Origin of the sequence: Cereibacter sphaeroides 2.4.1 (assembly GCF_000012905.2) — a bacterium.
GTDB classification, from domain to species: domain Bacteria; phylum Pseudomonadota; class Alphaproteobacteria; order Rhodobacterales; family Rhodobacteraceae; genus Cereibacter_A; species Cereibacter_A sphaeroides.
In genome coordinates this window covers 2,723,203-2,742,291 of sequence record NC_007493.2, presented here as the reverse complement: position 1 = coordinate 2,742,291, position 19,089 = coordinate 2,723,203, and the positions used below count along the sequence as shown (strand labels likewise).

At 67.1% G+C, this 19,089-nt stretch carries 21 protein-coding genes and 1 tRNA gene; 8 read left to right on the top strand and 14 right to left on the bottom strand.

The features are described 5' to 3' along the window. Window positions 1-59 precede the first annotated feature (59 nt). The 3 genes from RSP_RS13295 to RSP_RS13285 form a co-directional block, all read right to left on the bottom strand. Complete coding sequence (locus tag RSP_RS13295) at window positions 60-314, bottom strand: glycine zipper 2TM domain-containing protein (protein ID WP_011338639.1); 255 nt, start codon at window positions 312-314, stop codon at window positions 60-62. Between the two features lie 262 nt (window positions 315-576). Continuing rightward, window positions 577-652 (bottom strand) — tRNA-Ala (locus tag RSP_RS13290). Window positions 653-770: 118 nt separating this feature from the next. Next, on the bottom strand, window positions 771-1,106 hold the full coding sequence (locus tag RSP_RS13285) for a TIGR02300 family protein (RefSeq protein WP_002721290.1): 336 nt from the start codon (window positions 1,104-1,106) through the stop codon (window positions 771-773). 156 nt (window positions 1,107-1,262) lie between these two features. Between RSP_RS13285 and RSP_RS13280 the strand changes: the two genes are divergently transcribed. The 3 genes from RSP_RS13280 to RSP_RS13270 all read left to right on the top strand — a co-directional run bounded on the left by RSP_RS13280 (window position 1,263) and on the right by RSP_RS13270 (window position 3,090). Continuing rightward, window positions 1,263-1,949 (top strand): M48 family metallopeptidase, encoded by a 687-nt coding sequence (locus tag RSP_RS13280; RefSeq protein ID WP_011338637.1) that lies wholly within the window; start codon window positions 1,263-1,265, stop codon window positions 1,947-1,949. Between the two features lie 32 nt (window positions 1,950-1,981). Continuing rightward, a complete protein-coding gene (agkR, locus tag RSP_RS13275; protein ID WP_002721288.1) occupies window positions 1,982-2,632 on the top strand; it encodes a GntR family transcriptional regulator AgkR in 651 nt (216 codons plus the stop codon). A gap of 95 nt (window positions 2,633-2,727) precedes the next feature. Beyond that, window positions 2,728-3,090, top strand: a complete 363-nt coding sequence (locus RSP_RS13270) for a DUF1127 domain-containing protein (RefSeq protein ID WP_002721287.1) — start codon at window positions 2,728-2,730, stop codon at window positions 3,088-3,090. A gap of 285 nt (window positions 3,091-3,375) precedes the next feature. Here the strand turns inward: RSP_RS13270 and RSP_RS13265 are convergent, their stop codons facing one another. The 11 genes from RSP_RS13265 to RSP_RS13215 form a co-directional block, all read right to left on the bottom strand. Beyond that, window positions 3,376-4,155 (bottom strand): succinate dehydrogenase iron-sulfur subunit, encoded by a 780-nt coding sequence (locus tag RSP_RS13265; protein ID WP_002721286.1) that lies wholly within the window; start codon window positions 4,153-4,155, stop codon window positions 3,376-3,378. 18 nt (window positions 4,156-4,173) lie between these two features. Then, window positions 4,174-4,452, bottom strand: a complete 279-nt coding sequence (locus RSP_RS13260) for a hypothetical protein (protein WP_002721275.1) — start codon at window positions 4,450-4,452, stop codon at window positions 4,174-4,176. Between the two features lie 3 nt (window positions 4,453-4,455). Then, window positions 4,456-4,776, bottom strand: coding sequence for a hypothetical protein (locus tag RSP_RS13255; RefSeq protein ID WP_002721273.1), 321 nt, complete (start codon window positions 4,774-4,776; stop codon window positions 4,456-4,458). Next, entirely contained in the window at window positions 4,776-6,578 is a 1,803-nt protein-coding gene (gene sdhA, locus RSP_RS13250; protein WP_002721271.1) for a succinate dehydrogenase flavoprotein subunit, read from the bottom strand. Before sdhA ends, RSP_RS13255 begins: the two co-directional genes overlap by 1 nt. 11 nt (window positions 6,579-6,589) lie before the next feature. After that, the gene (locus RSP_RS13245) at window positions 6,590-6,961 is read right to left on the bottom strand and encodes a succinate dehydrogenase, hydrophobic membrane anchor protein (RefSeq protein WP_002721269.1); all 372 of its coding nucleotides are present in this window, start codon (window positions 6,959-6,961) and stop codon (window positions 6,590-6,592) included. Between the two features lie 11 nt (window positions 6,962-6,972). Then, entirely contained in the window at window positions 6,973-7,356 is a 384-nt protein-coding gene (gene sdhC / locus RSP_RS13240; RefSeq protein ID WP_009563028.1) for a succinate dehydrogenase, cytochrome b556 subunit, read from the bottom strand. Window positions 7,357-7,566: 210 nt separating this feature from the next. Next, on the bottom strand, window positions 7,567-8,598 hold the full coding sequence (locus RSP_RS13235) for a MaoC family dehydratase (protein WP_011338635.1): 1,032 nt from the start codon (window positions 8,596-8,598) through the stop codon (window positions 7,567-7,569). Beyond that, a complete protein-coding gene (locus RSP_RS13230) occupies window positions 8,599-8,802 on the bottom strand; it encodes a DUF1737 domain-containing protein (RefSeq protein ID WP_002721263.1) in 204 nt (67 codons plus the stop codon). It lies immediately after the preceding gene. Next, a complete protein-coding gene (locus tag RSP_RS13225) occupies window positions 8,799-9,353 on the bottom strand; it encodes an NnrU family protein (RefSeq protein WP_002721261.1) in 555 nt (184 codons plus the stop codon). Before RSP_RS13225 ends, RSP_RS13230 begins: the two co-directional genes overlap by 4 nt. Before the next feature lie 8 nt (window positions 9,354-9,361). Then, window positions 9,362-10,219, bottom strand: a complete 858-nt coding sequence (locus tag RSP_RS13220) for a (3S)-malyl-CoA thioesterase (RefSeq protein WP_011338634.1) — start codon at window positions 10,217-10,219, stop codon at window positions 9,362-9,364. Between the two features lie 86 nt (window positions 10,220-10,305). Further along, window positions 10,306-11,043, bottom strand: a complete 738-nt coding sequence (locus RSP_RS13215; RefSeq protein ID WP_011338633.1) for a sulfite exporter TauE/SafE family protein — start codon at window positions 11,041-11,043, stop codon at window positions 10,306-10,308. 202 nt (window positions 11,044-11,245) lie between these two features. On the opposite strand from RSP_RS13215, the gene mdh reads away from it, so the two are divergent. The 5 genes from mdh to odhB all read left to right on the top strand — a co-directional run bounded on the left by mdh (window position 11,246) and on the right by odhB (window position 19,070). Continuing rightward, window positions 11,246-12,208 carry a malate dehydrogenase gene (mdh, locus tag RSP_RS13210; RefSeq protein ID WP_002721256.1) on the top strand — a complete coding sequence of 321 codons (963 nt, stop codon included), beginning with the start codon at window positions 11,246-11,248 and terminating at the stop codon, window positions 12,206-12,208. Window positions 12,209-12,437: 229 nt separating this feature from the next. Next, on the top strand, window positions 12,438-13,631 hold the full coding sequence (sucC, locus tag RSP_RS13205) for an ADP-forming succinate--CoA ligase subunit beta (RefSeq protein WP_002721255.1): 1,194 nt from the start codon (window positions 12,438-12,440) through the stop codon (window positions 13,629-13,631). Between the two features lie 4 nt (window positions 13,632-13,635). Further along, window positions 13,636-14,520, top strand: a complete 885-nt coding sequence (gene sucD, locus RSP_RS13200; RefSeq protein WP_002721254.1) for a succinate--CoA ligase subunit alpha — start codon at window positions 13,636-13,638, stop codon at window positions 14,518-14,520. Between the two features lie 54 nt (window positions 14,521-14,574). After that, complete coding sequence (locus RSP_RS13195; protein WP_002721253.1) at window positions 14,575-17,538, top strand: 2-oxoglutarate dehydrogenase E1 component; 2,964 nt, start codon at window positions 14,575-14,577, stop codon at window positions 17,536-17,538. Between the two features lie 2 nt (window positions 17,539-17,540). Beyond that, window positions 17,541-19,070, top strand: a complete 1,530-nt coding sequence (gene odhB, locus RSP_RS13190) for a 2-oxoglutarate dehydrogenase complex dihydrolipoyllysine-residue succinyltransferase (protein ID WP_023003725.1) — start codon at window positions 17,541-17,543, stop codon at window positions 19,068-19,070. Window positions 19,071-19,089: the final 19 nt, after the last annotated feature.

Below are 19,089 nucleotides of genomic sequence, written 5' to 3'. Positions count from 1 at the left end.
AAAGACCAAAGGCCCCGCGGATCGCGGGGCCTCATCATCCGGTCGGCGTCAGCGGAAGATCAGCAGGGGCCGGTGAAGCGCTGGCCGCGGGTGTTGCGGTAGTAGCAGGTGCCCGAGCCGGTCGGCCCGATCAGCGTGCCCGCCACGGCGCCGGCCGCGGCCCCGAGAGCTGCGCCCTGCACGCGGTCATCGTTGCTCGACACCGCCGCGCCGAGGGCCGCGCCGCCAAGGGCGCTGGCCGCGGTCGTCTGGTCGGCGGTCTGGCAGCCTGCGGCGAAGGCCAAGACGGGAAGCAGGACGAGAAATTTCTTCATGAGATCCTCCGGGGATGAACTGCGGGAGGACAACCGTGATCTGGGCACAGCGGTTCCGTCGCGGAACATCGGTCGGCGGGATGCCTCCGGGATCCCGGGCGTCGGCACAGCCTGTTTCGTGTGCTGCCTCCTGCCGGTCACGCGGTCCGGGTCGAGGCCTGTCGAGCCGTCAGGACCCAAGCCGCAGGATCGGGATCCGCGCAGACGACCATGGCCACTCTCGTGGATCGAGTAAGGTCGCCGTGTCAGTCAGGGATTTTTTTGGTGGAGCCAGGCGGGATCGAACCGCCGACCTCTTGAATGCCATTCAAGCGCTCTCCCAACTGAGCTATGACCCCACCGGAGGTGCGGACCGTTGCCGATCCGCTTGGGCTTCGCGAACCGCTTCCGGTTCGCTCGGGCTATCTAGAGGCTCGCGGCGGGGGGCGCAAGAGGAAAATTCGCCCCCCGAGGCGGTCAGCCTTCCTCGTCGTCGCCGGCCACGTCGGCCAGGTCGTCGAGCGACACATTGTCGTCCGAATCGTCCTCGAGCAGATCGTCATCGACATCCGAATCCTCGGTCGATTCCGTGTCGAGCAGATCGTCTTCGGTCTCGATATCGTCCACGAGAATGTCGTCGTCCTTCTCGGGGGTCGCGCGCGAGATGACCGCGGCCACCGCCTTGCGGCGCGCGCTTTCGATATCCACGACTTCGCCGGTGTAGGGGCTGACGACGGGCGTGCGGTTGAGGTCGTAGAAGCGCTTGCCCGTCGTCGGGCAGATGCGCTTCGTGCCCCATTCTTCCTTGGGCATGGTGATCCCCTTGCAAGGCTGGCTGCTGCAGAATTGGGGAGCCATGCCACAAGCCCCCCGGAGTGTCAAAGCCTTTCCGACCCCCGCGTTTCCCCGGATTTTCAGGGCTTTTCTCTGCTCCGGGCCCCGCTAATCTGGCGCCCGAAGGAGCCCCCGATGCCCGTCCTGCCCGGTTCGCCCCCCGTCGAGATCACGCTGCGCCGCTCGGCGCAGGCCCGGCGCTTTTCGCTGCGCGTGTCGCGGCTTGACGGTCGCGTGACGCTGACGCTGCCGCTGCGCGCCCGCGAGGCCGAGGCGCTGGACTTCGTCCGCGATCAGGAGGGCTGGATCCGCCGCGCGCTGTCGGATGTGCCCGAGTCAGCCTCCGTGGGAATTGGATCGGTCCTGCCCCTCGAGGGGCGCCCGCTCACCGTTCGGCCGGGCAGCGGACGCTCGGTGCGGGTCACCGACGATTCGCTCCTCGTGCCGGGAGATCCGGCCTCGGTGCCGCTGCGCCTTGCGACCTTCCTCAAGGCCATGGCGCGCGAGCGGCTGGCCGCGGCCTGCGACCGCCATGCCCGCAGCCTCGGCCGGACCTATGCCCGGCTCACGCTGCGCGACACGCGGTCGCGCTGGGGATCCTGCACGCAGGACGGCTGCCTCATGTTCTCATGGCGGCTGATTCTCGCGCCGCCGCCGATCCTCGACTATGTGGCAGCCCACGAGGTCGCCCATCTCGCGCAGATGAACCACTCGCCCGCTTTCTGGGCCGAGGTGGCGCGGCTGGATCCCGACTATGCCCTGCACCGGGCCTGGCTGCGGCGGCAGGGGCAGGCGCTGCACGGCTTCCGCTTCGGGGATTGACCGGAGCCGCCGGGCGGTGCTTGCTCGCGCCCATGCAGAACCCGTCCCGCCCCTCCGATCTGACCGCCTCCGCCCACGAGCGGCTCTATCGCAGCCTGCGCGCGCAGGTGATGCATGGCGAGCTGGCGCCGGGGCAGGCGCTGACGCTGCGCGGTCTGGCGCGCAGCTTCGAGGTCTCGATGACGCCCGCGCGCGAGGCGGTGCGGCGGCTGGTGGCCGAGGGGGCGCTGTCGCTCTCCTCCTCGGGGCGGGTGGCCACGCCGGAACTCAGCCCCGAGCGGATCGAGGAACTGGCGGCGATCCGGGCGCTTCTGGAGCCGGAGCTGGCGGCGCGGGCCCTGCCGCGGGCGCATTTCGCGCTGATCGACCGGCTGGCCGCGATCAATGCGGCCAATGCCGAGGCGGTCGCGAAGGCGGATGCGGTGGCCTATATCCGCACCAACCTCGAATTTCACCGCACGCTCTATCTGCGCGCGCAGGCCCCGGCCATGCTGGCCATGGCGGAGACGGTCTGGCTGCAGCTCGGGCCCACGATGCGCGCCCTCTATGGCCGGCTTCGGCGTAACGAGCCGCCGCAGCACCACCGCAACATCCTCGCCGCGCTCCGGGCAGGCGATGAGCCGGGCCTGCGGCTGGCGGTGCGCACCGATGTGACGCAGGGACTGCGACATCTCATCGGCTGATGCGGTCAGAAAACTTGACCGGGATCATGTTTCGCGAGTCGGGAAAAGGATACTCAAGGGTCGATGAAATAGGATCAGACCCAAGGGGAATAGCCATGCTGAACCGAGTTCGCGCCCTCTTCGACCGTTGGCACCGGCTTCAGGAGATCCATGCGCTGAGCGACCGCGATCTGGACGATCTGGGCATCACGCGCTGGCAGATGGAACAGTTCGCGCGCATGCCCGAGGATGTGGGCGAACGCCTGCTGCAGATGGCGCAGGTCTTCGGACTGGAGCCCGCCGCGGTGCAGCATGCCTATGCCGATTATCTCGACCTGCTGGACGTGTGCCGGCGGTGCGGCAGCACCAAGCTCTGCAAATGCACGCTGGCCGAGGCCGACCGGGTCGAGCCTGCCGACTGCAGCTTCTGCCCCAATGCGGGCACCTACGAACTGATGGCCCGGCATACGCTGCACTAGGGCCTTCTGCGGCGGCTTCTGCTGCCGGAAAGCCTCCGCGTCCTCCCCGCGGAGGCTTCTCTTTTGGCGAAGAAGGGGGGCTGTCTGCCCCCCTCCGCCGCCCCGGTGGGGCGGCGCCCCCCGAGGATATTTGGGCAGAGTGAAAGCGGGGAAGGGGGAGGCACGGGCAGGCGCGTTCGGGCAGGGCGGTGCGGGCCGGGCGCTTGCGGCGCGGCAGGTGTCGGTCGACGGGACGGGCCGGGAGAGGGCGAGGGGGCGGCGCCCTCAAGCGGGCGCCGCTGGACGTCAGATGACGCGTTCGACCATCATCTTTTTGATTTCGGCGATGGCCTTGGCCGGGTTCAGACCCTTGGGGCAGGTCTTGGCGCAGTTCATGATCGTGTGGCAGCGGTAGAGCTTGAACGGGTCCTCGAGCATGTCGAGACGCTCGGGCGTGGCCTCGTCGCGGCTGTCCACGATCCAGCGGTAGGCGTGCAGGAGCGCCGCCGGCCCGAGGTAGCGGTCGCCGTTCCACCAGTAGCTCGGGCAGGAGGTCGAGCAGCAGGCGCACATGACGCATTCATAGAGGCCGTCGAGCTTCGCCCGGTCCTCGACGGACTGGCGCCATTCCTTGGCGGGCTCCACCGTCTTCGTCTCGAGCCAGGGCATGATCGAGGCATGCTGGGCGTAGAACAGCGACAGGTCGGGGATCAGGTCCTTGATCACCGGCATGTGCGGCAGCGGGTAGATCTTCACGTCGCCCTTGATCTCGTCGAGACCGTAGATGCAGGCCAGCGTGTTGATGCCGTCGATGTTCATCGCGCAGGAGCCGCAGATCCCTTCACGGCAGGAGCGGCGGAAGGTGAGGGTGGGGTCGACCTCGTTCTTGATCTTGATGAGGGCGTCGAGGACCATCGGCCCGCACTTGTCCATGTCGAGGAAGTAGGTGTCGACGCGCGGATTCTCGCCCGTGTCCGGGTCCCAGCGGTAGATCATGAACTTGCGGACGTTCTTCGCATCCGCGGGCTTCGGCCAGGTCTTGCCGGTGCGGACCTTGGAATTCTTGGGGAGCGTGAGCTGGACCATGGTTCATCCCTTCTGGTCTTAGCGGGAGTAGAACGGCCGCGTCGGGGGCTGGCCGGATTTCTGATAGACGCAGGCGTCGAACAGGGCCGAGGGGTCCCGGCCCATGAGATAGTCCGAGGTCACGGTCAGTTCGAGGTCGCTGACCATGCCGCCCTTGCCCGCTCCCACGCCGATCGTCCCGCGCGGCGCCTCGGCGAGGCGGGCGCGCTCGGCGCAGACCTCCTCGGCCCGCTGGACCGACATGGGGCCGCAGGCGGCGAGCAGGCAGAGGAGCGGCAGGGCGGGCAGCGCGCGCATGGGCTAGACCGCGGGCAGGAGCGGCAGGCCGCTCGTCTGCAGGCACCGGATGGTCTCGGGCCGGGTGGCGACGGTCATGACGTTCTGCACCGTCGTGGTGCCGGCCCGCACGCCCACGTCGCGGGCGAGCGCATTCAGCTCCTGCGCGGTGGCATTGTCGATGATGCAGGTGGTGACACCCTGGGCGGCGGGGCCGGGCATGTATTGCTCGACCACCGGCAGCACCACGGTGCGCGCGGTCCGCCGGGCGACGCTGTCGGCCACGGTCTGCGGGCTGCAGGCGGCGAGGACGAGGGCACCGGAGAGGAGGACCGCGCCGCGCATCAGTAGACCCGCGCCTTGGGGGCGATCTTCTTCAGATCGATCCCGCCCTCGGTCTGCTTCGTGAGCGGATCGAGATGGACGGGCCGGGTGGTCAGCGTGACCTCGTTGCCCTTCACGACCGCCAGGCTGTGGACGCGCCAGTTCTCGTCGTCGCGGTTGGGCCAGTCCTCGTGGGCATGGGCCCCGCGGCTCTCCTTGCGCGCCTCGGCCGCGACGATGGTGGCGAGCGCGTTCGGCATGAGGTTCGTGAGCTCGAGCGTCTCCATCAGGTCCGAGTTCCAGATGAGGCTGCGGTCGGTGACCTTCAGGTCCCCGAGCTTCGCCGCGATGCCCTTCATCTTCTCGACGCCTTCGGCCAGCGTCTTGTCGGTGCGGAACACCGCCGCGTCGGCCTGCATGGTGCGCTGCATCTCGAGCCGCAGCTCGGCCGTCGGCACCGCGCCGTTCGCGTGGCGCAGATCGTCGAACCGGCCGAGGATCTCGTCCACCTGGACCTTCGGCACGTCGGGATGGAATTCGTGCGGCTTCACGATCTGGCCCGCGCGGATCGCCGCGGCGCGGCCGAAGACCACGAGGTCGATGAGCGAGTTCGAGCCGAGGCGGTTCGCCCCGTGCACCGAGGCGCAGCCCGCCTCGCCCACGGCCATCAGGCCGGGGAAGACGCGGTCGGGATCGCCCTCGGTGGGTGCCAGCACCTCGCCCCAGTAGTTGGTGGGGATGCCGCCCATGTTGTAATGCACGGTCGGCAGCACCGGGATCGGCTCCTTGTGGAGGTCGACCCCCGCGAAGATCTTGGCCGATTCCGAGATGCCCGGCAGGCGCAGGGCCAGCGTCTCGGGCGGCAGGTGGTTCAGGTGCAGGTGGATATGGTCGCCATGCTCGCCCACGCCGCGACCCTCGCGGATCTCGAGCGTCATGCAGCGGCTGACCACGTCGCGGGAGGCCAGATCCTTGTAGGTCGGAGCGTAGCGCTCCATGAACCGTTCGCCGTTCGAGTTGGTGAGGTAGCCGCCCTCGCCGCGCGCGCCCTCGGTGATGAGGCAGCCCGAGCCGTAGATGCCGGTCGGGTGGAACTGTACGAACTCCATGTCCTGAAGCGGCAGGCCGGCGCGCGCCACCATCCCGCCGCCGTCGCCGGTGCAGGTGTGGGCCGAGGTGGCCGAGAAGTAGGCGCGGCCGTAGCCGCCCGTGGCCAGAACCGTGAGCTTGGCGTTGAAGACATGGATCGTGCCGTCTTCCAGCTTCCACGCCACCACGCCGGTGCAGCGGCCGTCCTGGATGATGAGATCCAGCGCGAAATATTCGATGAAGAACTCGGCGTTGTTCTTGACCGACTGGCCGTAGAGCGTGTGCAGGATCGCGTGGCCGGTGCGGTCGGCCGCGGCGCAGGTGCGCTGCACGGGCGGGCCCTCGCCGAACTGGGTGGTGTGGCCGCCGAACGGGCGCTGGTAGATCTTGCCCTCCTCGGTACGCGAGAAGGGCACGCCGTAATGCTCGAGCTCGTAGACCGCCTTCGGGGCCTCGCGGGCGAGATATTCCATCGCGTCCGTGTCGCCCAGCCAGTCCGACCCTTTCACGGTGTCGTACATGTGCCACTGCCAGTTGTCCGGGCCCATGTTGGCGAGAGAGGCGGCGATGCCGCCCTGCGCCGCCACCGTGTGGCTGCGCGTGGGGAAAACCTTGGTGACGCAGGCGGTGCGCAGGCCCTGTTCGGCCATGCCGAGCGTCGCGCGGAGGCCGGCGCCGCCGGCGCCCACCACCACGACGTCGTAGTCATGCGTCTCGTAAGTGTAAGCTGCCATTACTCAGGTCCTCAGAGGGCGATCTTGGCGAGGGCGAACAGCCCTATCGCCGCCACGCCATAGGCGAAGGATTGGGCGCAGATCACCAGCAGGCGCCGCGGCACGCCCTGCCAGTAGTCCTCGATCATCATGGTCGAGCCTTCTGCGAAGTGGCGCATGCCGAAGAACAGCACGAGGCCCGACAGGATCGCATTGAACGGGTGCGAGAAGATCTCGAGCACACGCTCGCGGCCTTCGCCGATGGCGTTGCCGACGATATACACGAAGATCGGGATCAGCACGGCGAGGCCCACCGCGCTCACGATCATGTACCAGTGCCGGTCGGTGCCGTGATGGGCGGCACCCATGCCTTCGGCGCGCTTGCGGGCGGTGATGAAACGCATGGGGCGCCCTTTCAGATGATGATGACGGTGAGGAGGGTCAGGACCAGCGAGCCGCCGATGCAGGCCATGCCCAGCTTCTCGGCGGTCTTGATCTCGAGACCCTTGCCGGTGTCCCAGTAGAGGTGCCGCAGGCCGGCGAGATAGTGGTACCAGAGCGCCCAGACCGACAGCAGCAGCACGATGTCGCCGAACCACGAGGTCAGGACCCAGTCGGCCGTCTCGAACTGCTCGGGGCTCAGCGCCGCGGCGAGCAGCCACCATGTCACGAGCATCGTGCCGACGATCAGACCGTTCCCGGTCAGGCGGGTGAAGATCGAGGTCGTGGAGGTCAGCTGCACCCGGTAGATCTGGAGATGGGGGGAAAGGGGCCGCTCGACCCGCTTCGTTTCAGCCATGTCGTTGCCTTTCGCTGGCCGGCCCCGCCGGGTGGGGCGGCTGTCTCGCTGGTCACTCAATAGCGGTTTTTTTGCCCGAGTCACGAGGGCCGCACCCGGCTCACGCTTCAAAATAGGGCATCAACCCAAAAAAATTCGTCATGTGATCACAAGATGCGGGCCTGTGATCACATGTTTGCGCAATCATGCAGGGGGCGCCTGCAGGGCACGTCAACGTGGCACGAGCGCCCAGTAGTCGAGATCCAGGAGGACGCCGGGCAGATACTTGCCGTCCTCCGACCGGGTCACGAAGGGCTCGGTGCCGTGCTTCATCGCCACCAGCCGGAGCCGCAGCGCCCCCACGCCCGGATCGGCGGTCTCGGCCTTGTCGAGCACCTCCGACCAGGCCCGCACCGTGTCGCCGGCGAAGCAGGGATTGGCATGTGCGCCCGCGTTCAGCGCCACGATCATCTGCGCGTTCGCGAGCCCGTTGAAGCTCAGGGTCCGCGCCAGCGAGATCACATGGCCGCCGTAGATCAGCCGCCGCCCGTCGGGGCGGTTGGTGGCGTCGAAATGCACCTTGGCCGTGTTCTGCCAGAGCCGGGTCGCGAGCATGTGCTCGCTCTCCTCGACGGTGACGCCATCGACATGGTCGATCTTCTCGCCCACGGCATAGTCGCCCCAGCGATGCGGCTCGCCCGCAAGCGTCAGGTCGTAATCGGTGAAGCTCAGCCCCTCGGGGATCACGAGATCCGAGGCCGCGACCGATCCCGCAAGCTCGGGCACGGTCGGGGCAGGGGCGGGGGCCGCCGTGTCGCGCTTGCGCACCATGACCCAGCGCACATAGGACAGCACGGCCTCGCCCTGCTGGTTCAGGCCGCGGGTGCGGACCCAGACCACGCCCGAAGCGCCGTTCGAATTCTCCTTCAACCCGATGACGGTGCTTTCCGCGCGCAGCGTGTCGCCCGGAAAGACCGGCTTCAGCCAGCGTCCCTCGGCATAGCCGAGGTTCGCCACCGCGTTCAGGCTGATGTCCGGCACGGTCTTGCCGAACACCAGATGAAAGGCCATCAGCTCGTCGACCGGCGCGGCCGGAAGGCCGCAGGCGCGGGCGAATTCATCCGAGGAAGACAGCGCATGGCGCGCCGGATAGAGCGCGTGATAGAGCGCCCGCTCGCCGCCCGAGACGGTGCGCGGCACGGCATGGGCGATGGTCTCGCCCAGCCGGTAATCCTCGAAGAAACGGCCCGCGTTGGTCTTCATTCAGTGGTCTCCCAGCTTGGTCTCGGGCGTGTAGGTGCCCGGCACGTCCTTCACCACCGCCTGACCGCAGCGCATGACGCCCCGGGCCGCATCGAAGGCGTAAGAGGGGTTGCCATGCAGGTGCCAGCCCTTGTTCAGGGCGGCGGTCACCTTGTGGCAGAAGGCGGCGGTGTCGTCTTCGGTCAGGTAGCGGTAGAGTTTCATGCGTAGGTTCCGAGGAAGGGGTTGTGGCCCGTCCAGATATGGACGAGGGCGATCAGCCCGTACATCACCAGAACCACGCCCACGAGGGCGAGATCGCGCTTCGGCCCGCCCGAGACGGGGCGCTGCCATGCGGTCTGCCGGTTGATCAGCACGATCTCGGCCACGGCCCAGAGGCCCATGCCGCCGAACAGGATCAGCGAGGCCACGTCGCCGTTCACGAGGAGGTGCGCCACGACCCAGATCAGCACGCCGTAAAGCATCGGGTGGCGGATCTTCGTCCAGAGCCAGCCCTTCGACATGCCGGCGCCGAAGACGATCAGCCCGATCAGCATCAGGAGGTTGTTCGCGTGCCCGATGCCCGGCGGCGGCGAATAGACCGGGATGAACTCGGCCTGACGGTAGCCCAGCACCATCATCACCAGCGACGCCACGAGAAGCAGTGCGGCAATTCCCTTGCCGGCATTCCCCAGCGGCTGGCGAAGGCCCGGAGCCACCCGTTTGAACAAATGGGCCGCGGACCAGAGCGCGACCCCCAAGATCAACAGAAGCATATCGTTCCTCAGCTTGCCCTGAACGCGGCAATCGCCTCGGCCTTGGCCAGAGTCTGCCGCGCGGTCACGATATGCAGGTTCTCGACGATCTTGCCATCCACAACGGCCACGCCCTGCCCGTGGCGTTCTGCCTCCTCGAAGGCCGCGATCTGGCGGTTGGCCAGCTCGATCTCGGCCGGCGAGGGCGAAAAGACCGCGTTCGCGATCTCGAGCTGCGCGGGATGGATCAGCGTCTTGCCGTCGAAGCCCATGTCGCGGCCCTGCTCGCATTCCGCGCGCAGGCCCTCTTCGTCCTTGAAGGCATTGTAGACGCCGTCGACGATGGTGAGCCCATGGGCGCGGGCCGCAAGCAGGCAGAGGCCCAGCCCCGCCTGCATCGCCAGACGGTCGGGCCGGTAGCGGCTGCCGAGCTCCTTGGCGAGGTCGTTCGTGCCCATCACCATGCCCGAGAGGCGCGGGTGGGCCGCGATCTCGGCGGCGTTGAGCATGCCCTGCGCCGTCTCCATCATGGCCCAGAGCGGCAGGTCGGGCACGAGGGCCGCCACCGCCTCCAGATCCGCCGCCCGCGAGACCTTGGGAATGAGGATCGCGTCCGCCTTTGCCTCCGCGAAGGCCTCGAGATCCGCCCGGCCCCACTCGGTGTCCATCCCGTTCACCCGCACGATGCGGAAGCGATGGCCGTAATCGGCGGTCTCGAGCGTGGTCTTCAGGAGCCGGCGCGCGTGGATCTTCTCGTCATGGGCGACGGCATCCTCGAGATCGAAGATGATCGCATCGGCGGCAAGGCCCTGCGCCTTCTCCAGCGCCCGCTCCTTCGAGCCGGGAATATAGAGCACGGAGCGGAAGGGATGAGCCTGATGCGCCATGACGATTCTCCTCCAAGCAACAATCTTGCGCTTGGGAGCACAGTTTCGGCATATTCGGCAAGTCCTGATTTGCCGCGGCGCAGAAATCAGGCGACAGCCTGCCAGATCAGCCGCAGCGAGATCAGCAGCAGCGCCCAGGTCACGATGCGGAAGAACAGCGCCTGCGGCACGATCTGCACCAGCCGGTAGCCGAAGAAGACCGAGACGGCGGCAGGCACCATGAGCCAGGCCGCGACGCGCAGGTTCTCGGTCGAGAGCTGGCCCAGAGCCGCATAGGGAATCAGCTTGATCGCGTTGACATAGGCGAAGAGGATCGTCGACGTGCCCGCGAAGACGATCTTCGGCATCTTCAGCGGCAGGACATAGACCTGATAGGGCGGGGCGCCCGCGTGGCTCACGAAGCTGGTGAAGCCCGTGGCCGTGCCCCACACGAGGCCGGGCAGAAGGCGCGCGGGCTTTGCGGCCGGATCGGTGCGGCGCAGAAGCAGGTTCGCGGCAAAGACCGCGCCGATCAGCCCCACCAGCCCCTCGACCGCGGCCTCGGGCACCACGCTCGCGGTGAGCCAGCCGAGGAACACCCCGGCCGTGGCGCCCGGGATCAGGATCTTCAGCACCTTGAGGTCGAACTCGTGCCGGTAGGCGTAAAGCCCGAACATGTCCGAGACGACATAGATCGGCAGCAGCAGCCCCGCCGCCGTCACCGGCGAGATCACGAGCGACAGGAGCGGCACGCTCATGATGCCCACCACCGGCAGGCCGCCCTTGCTCATCCCCACGAGCACAGAGGCGATCACCGCCAGCGCCCAGAAGCCGTAGCCGTCCATTCCTCACTCCGAATCAGTCGGGCCGTTGCGGTATGCGATTGGATACCGCGCCGCCGCCCATGGGCCATCGGGCCGACCTGCCTTTAGCGCAAACATCTGCGGAGAAACAGCCGAAGACCCTGCGGCGCCCCGCACGAGGCTTGCGCGCATGAAAACGAAGGTCTACCCATCGCCGCGACAATTCCTCACGGGAGATCCACTCATGGCCAGACCCAAGATTGCGCTGATCGGTGCGGGGCAGATCGGCGGCACGCTCGCCCATCTCGCCGCGATCAAGGAACTGGGCGACGTCGTCCTGTTCGACATCGCCGAAGGCACCCCTCAGGGCAAGGCTCTGGACATCGCGCAATCGGGCCCCTCGGAAGGCTTCGACGCCGTGATGAAGGGCGCGAACAGCTACGAAGAGATCGCGGGCGCCGACGTCTGCATCGTGACCGCGGGCGTGCCGCGCAAGCCCGGCATGAGCCGCGACGACCTGATCGGCATCAACCTCAAGGTGATGAAATCGGTCGGCGAGGGCATCAAGGCCCATGCGCCGAACGCCTTCGTGATCTGCATCACCAACCCGCTCGACGCGATGGTCTGGGCGCTGCAGCAATTCTCGGGCCTGCCGGCCGAGAAGGTGGTGGGCATGGCGGGCGTGCTCGACTCGGCGCGCTTCCGGCATTTCCTGTCGGTCGAGTTCAACGTCTCGATGCGCGACGTGACGGCGTTCGTTCTGGGCGGCCATGGCGACACGATGGTGCCGCTCGTCCGCTACTCGACGGTGGCCGGCATCCCGCTGCCCGATCTCGTGCAGATGGGCTGGACCACGCAGGAGAAGCTCGACCAGATCGTGCAGCGCACCCGTGACGGCGGCGCCGAGATCGTGGGCCTGCTGAAGACCGGCTCGGCCTTCTACGCGCCCGCCACCTCGGCCATCGAGATGGCGGAAGCCTATCTCAAGGACCAGAAGCGTCTGCTGCCCTGCGCGGCCTATGTGGACGGCGCCTTCGGCCTGAACGGCATGTATGTGGGCGTGCCCACCATCATCGGCGCGGGCGGGATCGAGAAGATCGTCGACATCAAGCTCAACGACGACGAGCAGGCGATGTTCGACAAGTCGGTCAATGCGGTGAAGGGCCTCGTCGAGGCCTGCAAGGGCATCGACTCCTCGCTCGCCTGAGTCGGTCCAACGCAGTTTCACAGGGCGCGCCGGATCTCCGGCGCGCCTTTTTCTTTAAGCGTCTGGATCGCTCAGGGGCGCGGCATCCACGCTTGTGATCACACCCTTCGAGCCCGTGATCACAAACCCGGAATTTTGCGCGGAATTACTCTTGGTAGCGCAAAACCCGTTTTGATCGCGCCCGTTTCTGTGGCATCACGCCGCAAATCATCAGCGATGGGACAGTTCAATGAACATCCACGAATACCAGGCGAAGGCGCTCCTGCGCAGCTACGGTGCGCCGGTGTCCGACGGCCGGGTCGTGCTGAAGGCCGACGAAGCCAAATCCGCGGCAGGCGAGCTCGGCGGGCCGCTCTGGGTCGTCAAGGCGCAGATCCATGCGGGCGGACGCGGCAAGGGCAAATTCAAGGAGCCGGAAGCGGGCGAGAAGGGCGGCGTGCGTCTGGCCAAGTCCGTGGGCGAAGCGGCCGAGCTTGCCAAGCAGATGCTGGGCCGCACGCTCGTCACCCACCAGACCGGCCCGGCCGGCAAGCAGGTGAACCGCATCTACATCGAGGAAGGCTCGGACATTGCGCGCGAGCTCTACCTCGCGCTGCTGGTGGACCGCGGCACCTCGCGCATCTCCTTCGTCGTCTCGACCGAAGGCGGGATGGACATCGAGGAAGTGGCGGCCTCGACGCCCGAGAAGATCGTCTCCTTCTCGGTCGATCCGGCCTCGGGCCTGTCGGACTTCCACGGCCGCCGCGTCGCCTTCGCCCTCGGGCTCGAAGGCGCGCAGGTCAAGCAATGCGTGCAGCTGGTCAAGAACCTCTACCGCGCCTTCGTCGAGAAGGACATGGAGATGCTCGAGATCAACCCGCTGATCGTCATGACCGACGGCAACCTCAAGGTGCTCGACGCCAAGGTGGGCTTCGACAACAACGCGCTCTACCGCCAGTCCGACGTCATGGCGCTGCGCGACGAGACCGAAGAGGATCCGAAGGAACTCGCGGCCTCGAAGTTCGACCTGAACTACATCGCGCTCGACGGCGAGATCGGCTGCATGGTGAACGGCGCGGGCCTCGCCATGGCCACGATGGACATCATCAAGCTCTACGGCGCGGAGCCTGCGAACTTCCTCGACGTGGGCGGCGGCGCCACGAAGGAGAAGGTGACCGAGGCCTTCAAGATCATCACCTCGGACCCGAACGTGAAGGGCATCCTCGTCAACATCTTCGGCGGCATCATGCGCTGCGACATCATCGCGGAAGGCATCATCGCCGCGGTGAAGGAAGTGGGGCTGCAGGTTCCGCTGGTCGTGCGCCTCGAGGGCACGAACGTCGAGAAGGGCAAGGAGATCATCGCGAATTCCGGCCTCAACGTCATCGCGGGCGACAATCTGTCGGACGCGGCACAGAAGATCGTCAAAGCGGTGAAGGGATAATCCGATGGCCGTTCTCGTCAACGAAAATACCAAGGTCATCTGCCAGGGCATCACCGGCAGCCAGGGCACCTTCCACACCGAGCAGGCGATCGCCTACGGCACGAAGATGGTCGGCGGCGTGACGCCCGGCAAGGGCGGCTCCGAGCATCTGGGGCTGCCCGTGTTCAACTCGGTCTACGAGGCCCGCGAAGTCACCGGCGCCAACGCCTCTGTGATCTATGTCCCGCCGCCCTTCGCGGCCGACTCGATCCTCGAGGCGATCGACGCCGAGATGGAGCTCATCGTCTGCATCACCGAGGGCATCCCGGTGCTCGACATGATGAAGGTCAAGCGCGCGCTGCAGGGCTCGTCCTCGCGGCTGATCGGGCCGAACTGCCCCGGCGTCATCACGCCCGGCGCCTGCAAGATCGGCATCATGCCGGGCCATATCCACAAGCGGGGCTCGGTCGGTGTTGTTTCGCGCTCGGGGACGCTTACCTATGAGGCCGTGAAACAGACTTCGGATCTCGGGCTCGGCCAGTCTTCGGCCGTGGGCATCGGCGGCGACCCGATCAAGGGCACCGAGCACATCGACGTGCTCGAGATGTTCCTCGCCGACCCGGAAACCCAGTCGATCATCATGATCGGCGAGATCGGCGGCTCGGCCGAAGAGGAAGCGGCCCAGTTCCTCGCCGACGAGAAGAAGCGCGGCCGCTGGAAGCCCACCGCGGGCTTCATCGCCGGCCGCACGGCGCCTCCGGGCCGCCGCATGGGCCATGCCGGTGCCATCGTCTCGGGCGGCAAGGGCGATGCGGAGTCGAAGATCGAAGCGATGAAGAGCGCGGGTATCGTCGTCGCCGACAGCCCGGCCCATCTGGGCGAAGCGGTGATGCAGGCGCTCGGCAAGTAAACTTCCCGGGTCCGCGGCGCCGCGTCGCGGACCCTTCAGATGTCAGGTGCAGCCATGACGGAACAGTCTCCGAACGCGCAGTTCCATGCCTCGAGTTTCCTCCAGGGGCAGAATGCCGAGTATATTGACCAGTTGCAGGCACGTTATGCCGAAGACCCCGCCTCCGTCGATGCGGGCTGGGCGGAGTTGTTCCGTTCGCTGGGCGACAGCGAGCTCGACGCCAAGCGTCAGGCGCATGGCCCCTCCTGGTCGCGGCCGGACTGGCCGCCGATGCCGGCGGACGACCTGACCGCCGCGCTGACCGGCGAATGGCCCGCCGCTCCTGCCAAGGAGGCGAAGGCTGCCGGGCAGAAGATTCAGGCCAAGGCCGCCGAACAGGGCGTGAGTCTCAGCGACGCTCAGGTGCAGCGCGCCGTGCTCGATTCGATCCGGGCGCTGATGATTATCCGGGCCTACCGGATCCGCGGCCACCTCGCCGCCGATCTCGATCCGCTCGGGCTGCGCAACACCACGAACCACCCCGAGCTCGACCCGAAGTCCTACGGCTTTACCGATGCCGACATGGACCGGCCGATCTTCATCGACAATGTGCTCGGTCTTCAGGTCGCTTCCATGCGGCAGATCGTGGATATCGTCAAGCGCACCTACTGCGGCACTTTTGCGCTGCAATACATGCATATTTCCGACCCCGAACAGGCGGCCTGGCTCAAGGAGCGCATCGAGGGCTACGGCAAGGAGATCCACTTCACCCGCGAGGGCCGGCGTGCGATCCTGAACAAGCTGGTCGAGGCCGAGGGCTTCGAGAAGTTCCTCCATGTCAAGTACATGGGCACCAAGCGCTTCGGTCTCGACGGCGGCGAGGCGCTCATCCCCGCCATGGAGCAGATCATCAAGCGCGGCGGCGCGCTCGGCGTGAAGGAGATCGTGGTGGGCATGCCGCACCGCGGCCGCCTCTCGGTGCTGGCCAACGTGATGGCCAAGCCCTACCGCGCCATCTTCAACGAATTTCAGGGCGGCAGCTTCAAGCCGGAAGAGGTCGACGGCTCGGGCGACGTAAAATATCACCTCGGCGCCTCCTCTGACCGTGACTTCGACGGCAACACCGTCCACCTGTCGCTGACCGCGAACCCCTCGCACCTCGAGGCGGTGAACCCGGTCGTGCTGGGCAAGGTCCGCGCCAAGCAGGAGCAGGCCGGCGACAAGACGCGCCACACGGTCCTGCCGATCCTGCTGCACGGCGACGCGGCCTTCGCGGGGCAGGGCGTCGTGGCCGAATGTTTCGGCCTGTCGGGCCTCGTCGGTCACCGCACCGGCGGCACGATCCATATCGTGGTGAACAACCAGATCGGCTTCACCACCGCGCCTTCCTTCTCGCGCTCCTCGCCCTATCCGACCGACATCGCGCTGATGGTCGAGGCACCGATCTTCCATGTGAACGGCGACGATCCCGAGGCGGTGGTCCATGCCGCCAAGGTGGCGACCGAGTTCCGGCAGAAGTTCCACAAGGATGTCGTCATCGACATCTTCTGCTACCGCCGCTTCGGCCACAACGAGGGGGATGAACCGATGTTCACCAACCCCTCGATGTATACCTCGATCAAGAAGCACAAGACGACGCTCCAGCTTTATACCGAGCGTCTGGTGCGCGACGGGCTGATCCCCGAGGGCGAGATCGAGGACATGAAGGCCGCCTTCCAGGCCAAGCTCAACGAGGAGTTCGAGGCCGGCAAGGACTTCAAGCCCAACAAGGCCGACTGGCTCGACGGGCGCTGGAAGCACATCGACCGGCACGGCGACGAATATCAGCCGGGCCGCACCTCGATCTCGGCCGAGACCCTGCAGGAGATCGGTCAGGCGCTGACGCGCGTGCCCGAGGGCTTCGACCTGCACAAGACCGTCGGGCGCCAGCTCGAGGCCAAGAAGCAGATGTTCGAGACCGGCCGCGGCTTCGACTGGGCGACGGGCGAGGCTCTGGCCTTCGGCTCGTTCGTGGTCGAGGGCTATCCGGTGCGCCTCTCGGGGCAGGACTGCACCCGCGGCACCTTCAGCCAGCGGCATTCGGCCTTCATCAACCAGTCGACCGAGGAACGCTACTACCCGCTGAACAACATCCGGTCGGGTCAGGCGCGCTACGAGGTCATCGACTCGATGCTGTCGGAATATGCCGTGCTCGGGTTCGAATACGGCTACTCGCTGGCCGAGCCCAATGCGCTGGTGATGTGGGAGGCCCAGTTCGGCGATTTCGCCAACGGCGCCCAGATCATGTTCGACCAGTTCATCAACTCGGGCGAATCGAAGTGGCTGCGCATGTCGGGCCTCGTCGTCCTGCTGCCGCACGGCTTCGAGGGGCAGGGCCCCGAGCACTCCTCGGCCCGGCTCGAGCGGTTCCTCCAGATGTCGGCCAACGACAACTGGATCGTGGCCAACTGCTCGACGCCCGCGAACTACTTCCACATCCTGCGGCGGCAGATCCACCGGAACTTCCGCAAGCCGCTGATCCTGATGACGCCGAAGTCGCTGCTGCGCCATCCGCTCTGCATCTCGAACGCCGAGGATTTCACCACCGGCTCGGGCTTCCACCGGGTGCTGTGGGACGATGCGCAGAAGGGCCACTCGGAAACGGTGCTGAAGCCCGACGAGCAGATCCGCCGTGTCGTCATGTGCTCGGGCAAGGTCTACTACGACCTCCTCGCCGAGCGCGACAAGCGGGGCATCGACGATGTCTACCTGATGCGTCTCGAGCAGTTCTATCCCTTCCCGGCGCTGAGCCTCGTGAAGGAACTGGGCCGCTTCAAGAATGCCCAGATCGTCTGGTGCCAGGAGGAACCCAAGAACCAGGGCGGCTGGACCTTCGTCGAGCCGAACCTCGAATGGGTGCTGACGCGGATCGGCGCCAGCCACACGCGCGCCATCTATGCCGGCCGGTCGGCCTCGGCCTCGCCCGCCACGGGTCTCGCCAGCCGCCACAAGGCCGAGCAGGACGCGCTGGTGAATGACGCGCTGACGATCGGGAGCTGATGATGGGAACGGAAGTAAGGGTTCCGACGCTGGGAGAGAGCGTCTCCGAGGCGACGGTCGCCACCTGGTTCAAGAAGCCGGGCGACCGGGTCGCGGCCGACGAGATGCTCTGCGAGCTCGAGACCGACAAGGTGACCGTCGAGGTTCACGCGCCGGTCGCGGGCCGGCTGGTCGAGATCGTCGCCCCCGAGGGGACGACGGTTGCGGTCTCGGCGCTTCTGGCGCAGATCGGAGCAGCGGAGGCCGGCGAAGACCCGGCTCCGGAGAAGACTCATGCGGGCGCCGAGGCGAAGGCCGGCGCGGGAGAGAGCAAGATGATCGACGTGATGGTGCCTGCCCTTGGGGAATCGGTGTCCGAGGCGACCGTGTCCACCTGGTTCAAGAAGCCGGGCGATACCGTGGCGCAGGACGAGATGCTCTGCGAGCTCGAGACCGACAAGGTCTCGGTCGAGGTGCCGGCGCCCGCCGCGGGCGTGCTGGCCGAGATCCTCGTGACCGAGGGCACGACGGTCGCCGCGGGCTCGAAGCTCGCGCTGATCTCGTCCGACGGGCAGGGCGTGGCCGCCGCGCCGAAGGCCGAGACGCCGAAGAAGACCGAGGCCGCCCCCGCGCAGGAGCCCGCGCCGAAGAAGGATGTCGAGGATGCACCCTCGGCCAGGAAGGCGATGGCCGAGGCCGGCCTCTCGCCCGACGCGGTGCAGGGCACCGGGCGCGATGGCCGCATCATGAAGGACGACGTAGCCCGCGCCGTCTCGGGCGCCTCGCAGGCCGCGGCCCCCACGCCCGCCCCGCAGCCCGCGCTGCCGCGCCAGCCGGTCCCGGCCGACGATGCGGCGCGTGAGGAGCGGGTCAAGATGACCCGTCTGCGCCAGACCATCGCCCGCCGCCTGAAGGAGGCGCAGAACACCGCCGCCATGCTCACCACCTACAACGAGGTGGACATGTCGGGCGTCATGGGCCTGCGCAACGAATACAAGGACGCGTTCGAGAAGAAGCACGGCACCAAGATGGGCTTCATGTCCTTCTTCGTGAAAGCCTGCTGCCATGCGCTGAAGGAAGTGCCCGAGGTCAATGCCGAGATCGACGGCACCGACATCGTCTACAAGAACTACGTCCACATGGGCGTGGCGGTGGGCACCCCCTCGGGCCTCGTGGTGCCGGTGGTGCGCGACGCCGACCAGATGGGCTTCGCCCAGATCGAGAAGAAGATCGCCGAACTCGGGCTGCGTGCCCGTGACGGCAAGCTCTCGATGGCCGAGATGCAGGGCGGCAGCTTCACCATCTCGAACGGCGGCGTCTATGGCTCGCTCATGTCCTCGCCGATCCTGAACCCGCCGCAGTCGGGCATCCTCGGCATGCACAAGATCCAGGAGCGGCCGGTGGTCGAGAAGGGCCAGATCGTCATCCGCCCGATGATGTATCTCGCGCTCAGCTACGATCACCGCATCGTCGATGGCAAGGGCGCGGTGACCTTCCTCGTCCGCGTCAAGGAGGCGCTCGAGGATCCGCGCCGCCTGCTGCTCGACCTCTGAACCGAAGTCAGGGCCCCGG

Coding starts and splice junctions, on each gene's coding strand:
- RSP_RS13295 (WP_011338639.1), bottom strand. CDS start 314: ATGAAGAAATTTCTCGTCCTGCTTCCCGTCTTGGCCTTCGCCGCAGGC.
- RSP_RS13285 (WP_002721290.1), bottom strand. CDS start 1,106: ATGCCCAAGGAAGAATGGGGCACGAAGCGCATCTGCCCGACGACGGGC.
- RSP_RS13280 (WP_011338637.1), top strand. CDS start 1,263: ATGCCCGTCCTGCCCGGTTCGCCCCCCGTCGAGATCACGCTGCGCCGC.
- agkR (WP_002721288.1), top strand. CDS start 1,982: ATGCAGAACCCGTCCCGCCCCTCCGATCTGACCGCCTCCGCCCACGAG.
- RSP_RS13270 (WP_002721287.1), top strand. CDS start 2,728: ATGCTGAACCGAGTTCGCGCCCTCTTCGACCGTTGGCACCGGCTTCAG.
- RSP_RS13265 (WP_002721286.1), bottom strand. CDS start 4,155: ATGGTCCAGCTCACGCTCCCCAAGAATTCCAAGGTCCGCACCGGCAAG.
- RSP_RS13260 (WP_002721275.1), bottom strand. CDS start 4,452: ATGCGCGCGCTGCCCGCCCTGCCGCTCCTCTGCCTGCTCGCCGCCTGC.
- RSP_RS13255 (WP_002721273.1), bottom strand. CDS start 4,776: ATGCGCGGCGCGGTCCTCCTCTCCGGTGCCCTCGTCCTCGCCGCCTGC.
- sdhA (WP_002721271.1), bottom strand. CDS start 6,578: ATGGCAGCTTACACTTACGAGACGCATGACTACGACGTCGTGGTGGTG.
- RSP_RS13245 (WP_002721269.1), bottom strand. CDS start 6,961: ATGCGTTTCATCACCGCCCGCAAGCGCGCCGAAGGCATGGGTGCCGCC.
- sdhC (WP_009563028.1), bottom strand. CDS start 7,356: ATGGCTGAAACGAAGCGGGTCGAGCGGCCCCTTTCCCCCCATCTCCAG.
- RSP_RS13235 (WP_011338635.1), bottom strand. CDS start 8,598: ATGAAGACCAACGCGGGCCGTTTCTTCGAGGATTACCGGCTGGGCGAG.
- RSP_RS13230 (WP_002721263.1), bottom strand. CDS start 8,802: ATGAAACTCTACCGCTACCTGACCGAAGACGACACCGCCGCCTTCTGC.
- RSP_RS13225 (WP_002721261.1), bottom strand. CDS start 9,353: ATGCTTCTGTTGATCTTGGGGGTCGCGCTCTGGTCCGCGGCCCATTTG.
- RSP_RS13220 (WP_011338634.1), bottom strand. CDS start 10,219: ATGGCGCATCAGGCTCATCCCTTCCGCTCCGTGCTCTATATTCCCGGC.
- RSP_RS13215 (WP_011338633.1), bottom strand. CDS start 11,043: ATGGACGGCTACGGCTTCTGGGCGCTGGCGGTGATCGCCTCTGTGCTC.
- mdh (WP_002721256.1), top strand. CDS start 11,246: ATGGCCAGACCCAAGATTGCGCTGATCGGTGCGGGGCAGATCGGCGGC.
- sucC (WP_002721255.1), top strand. CDS start 12,438: ATGAACATCCACGAATACCAGGCGAAGGCGCTCCTGCGCAGCTACGGT.
- sucD (WP_002721254.1), top strand. CDS start 13,636: ATGGCCGTTCTCGTCAACGAAAATACCAAGGTCATCTGCCAGGGCATC.
- RSP_RS13195 (WP_002721253.1), top strand. CDS start 14,575: ATGACGGAACAGTCTCCGAACGCGCAGTTCCATGCCTCGAGTTTCCTC.
- odhB (WP_023003725.1), top strand. CDS start 17,541: ATGGGAACGGAAGTAAGGGTTCCGACGCTGGGAGAGAGCGTCTCCGAG.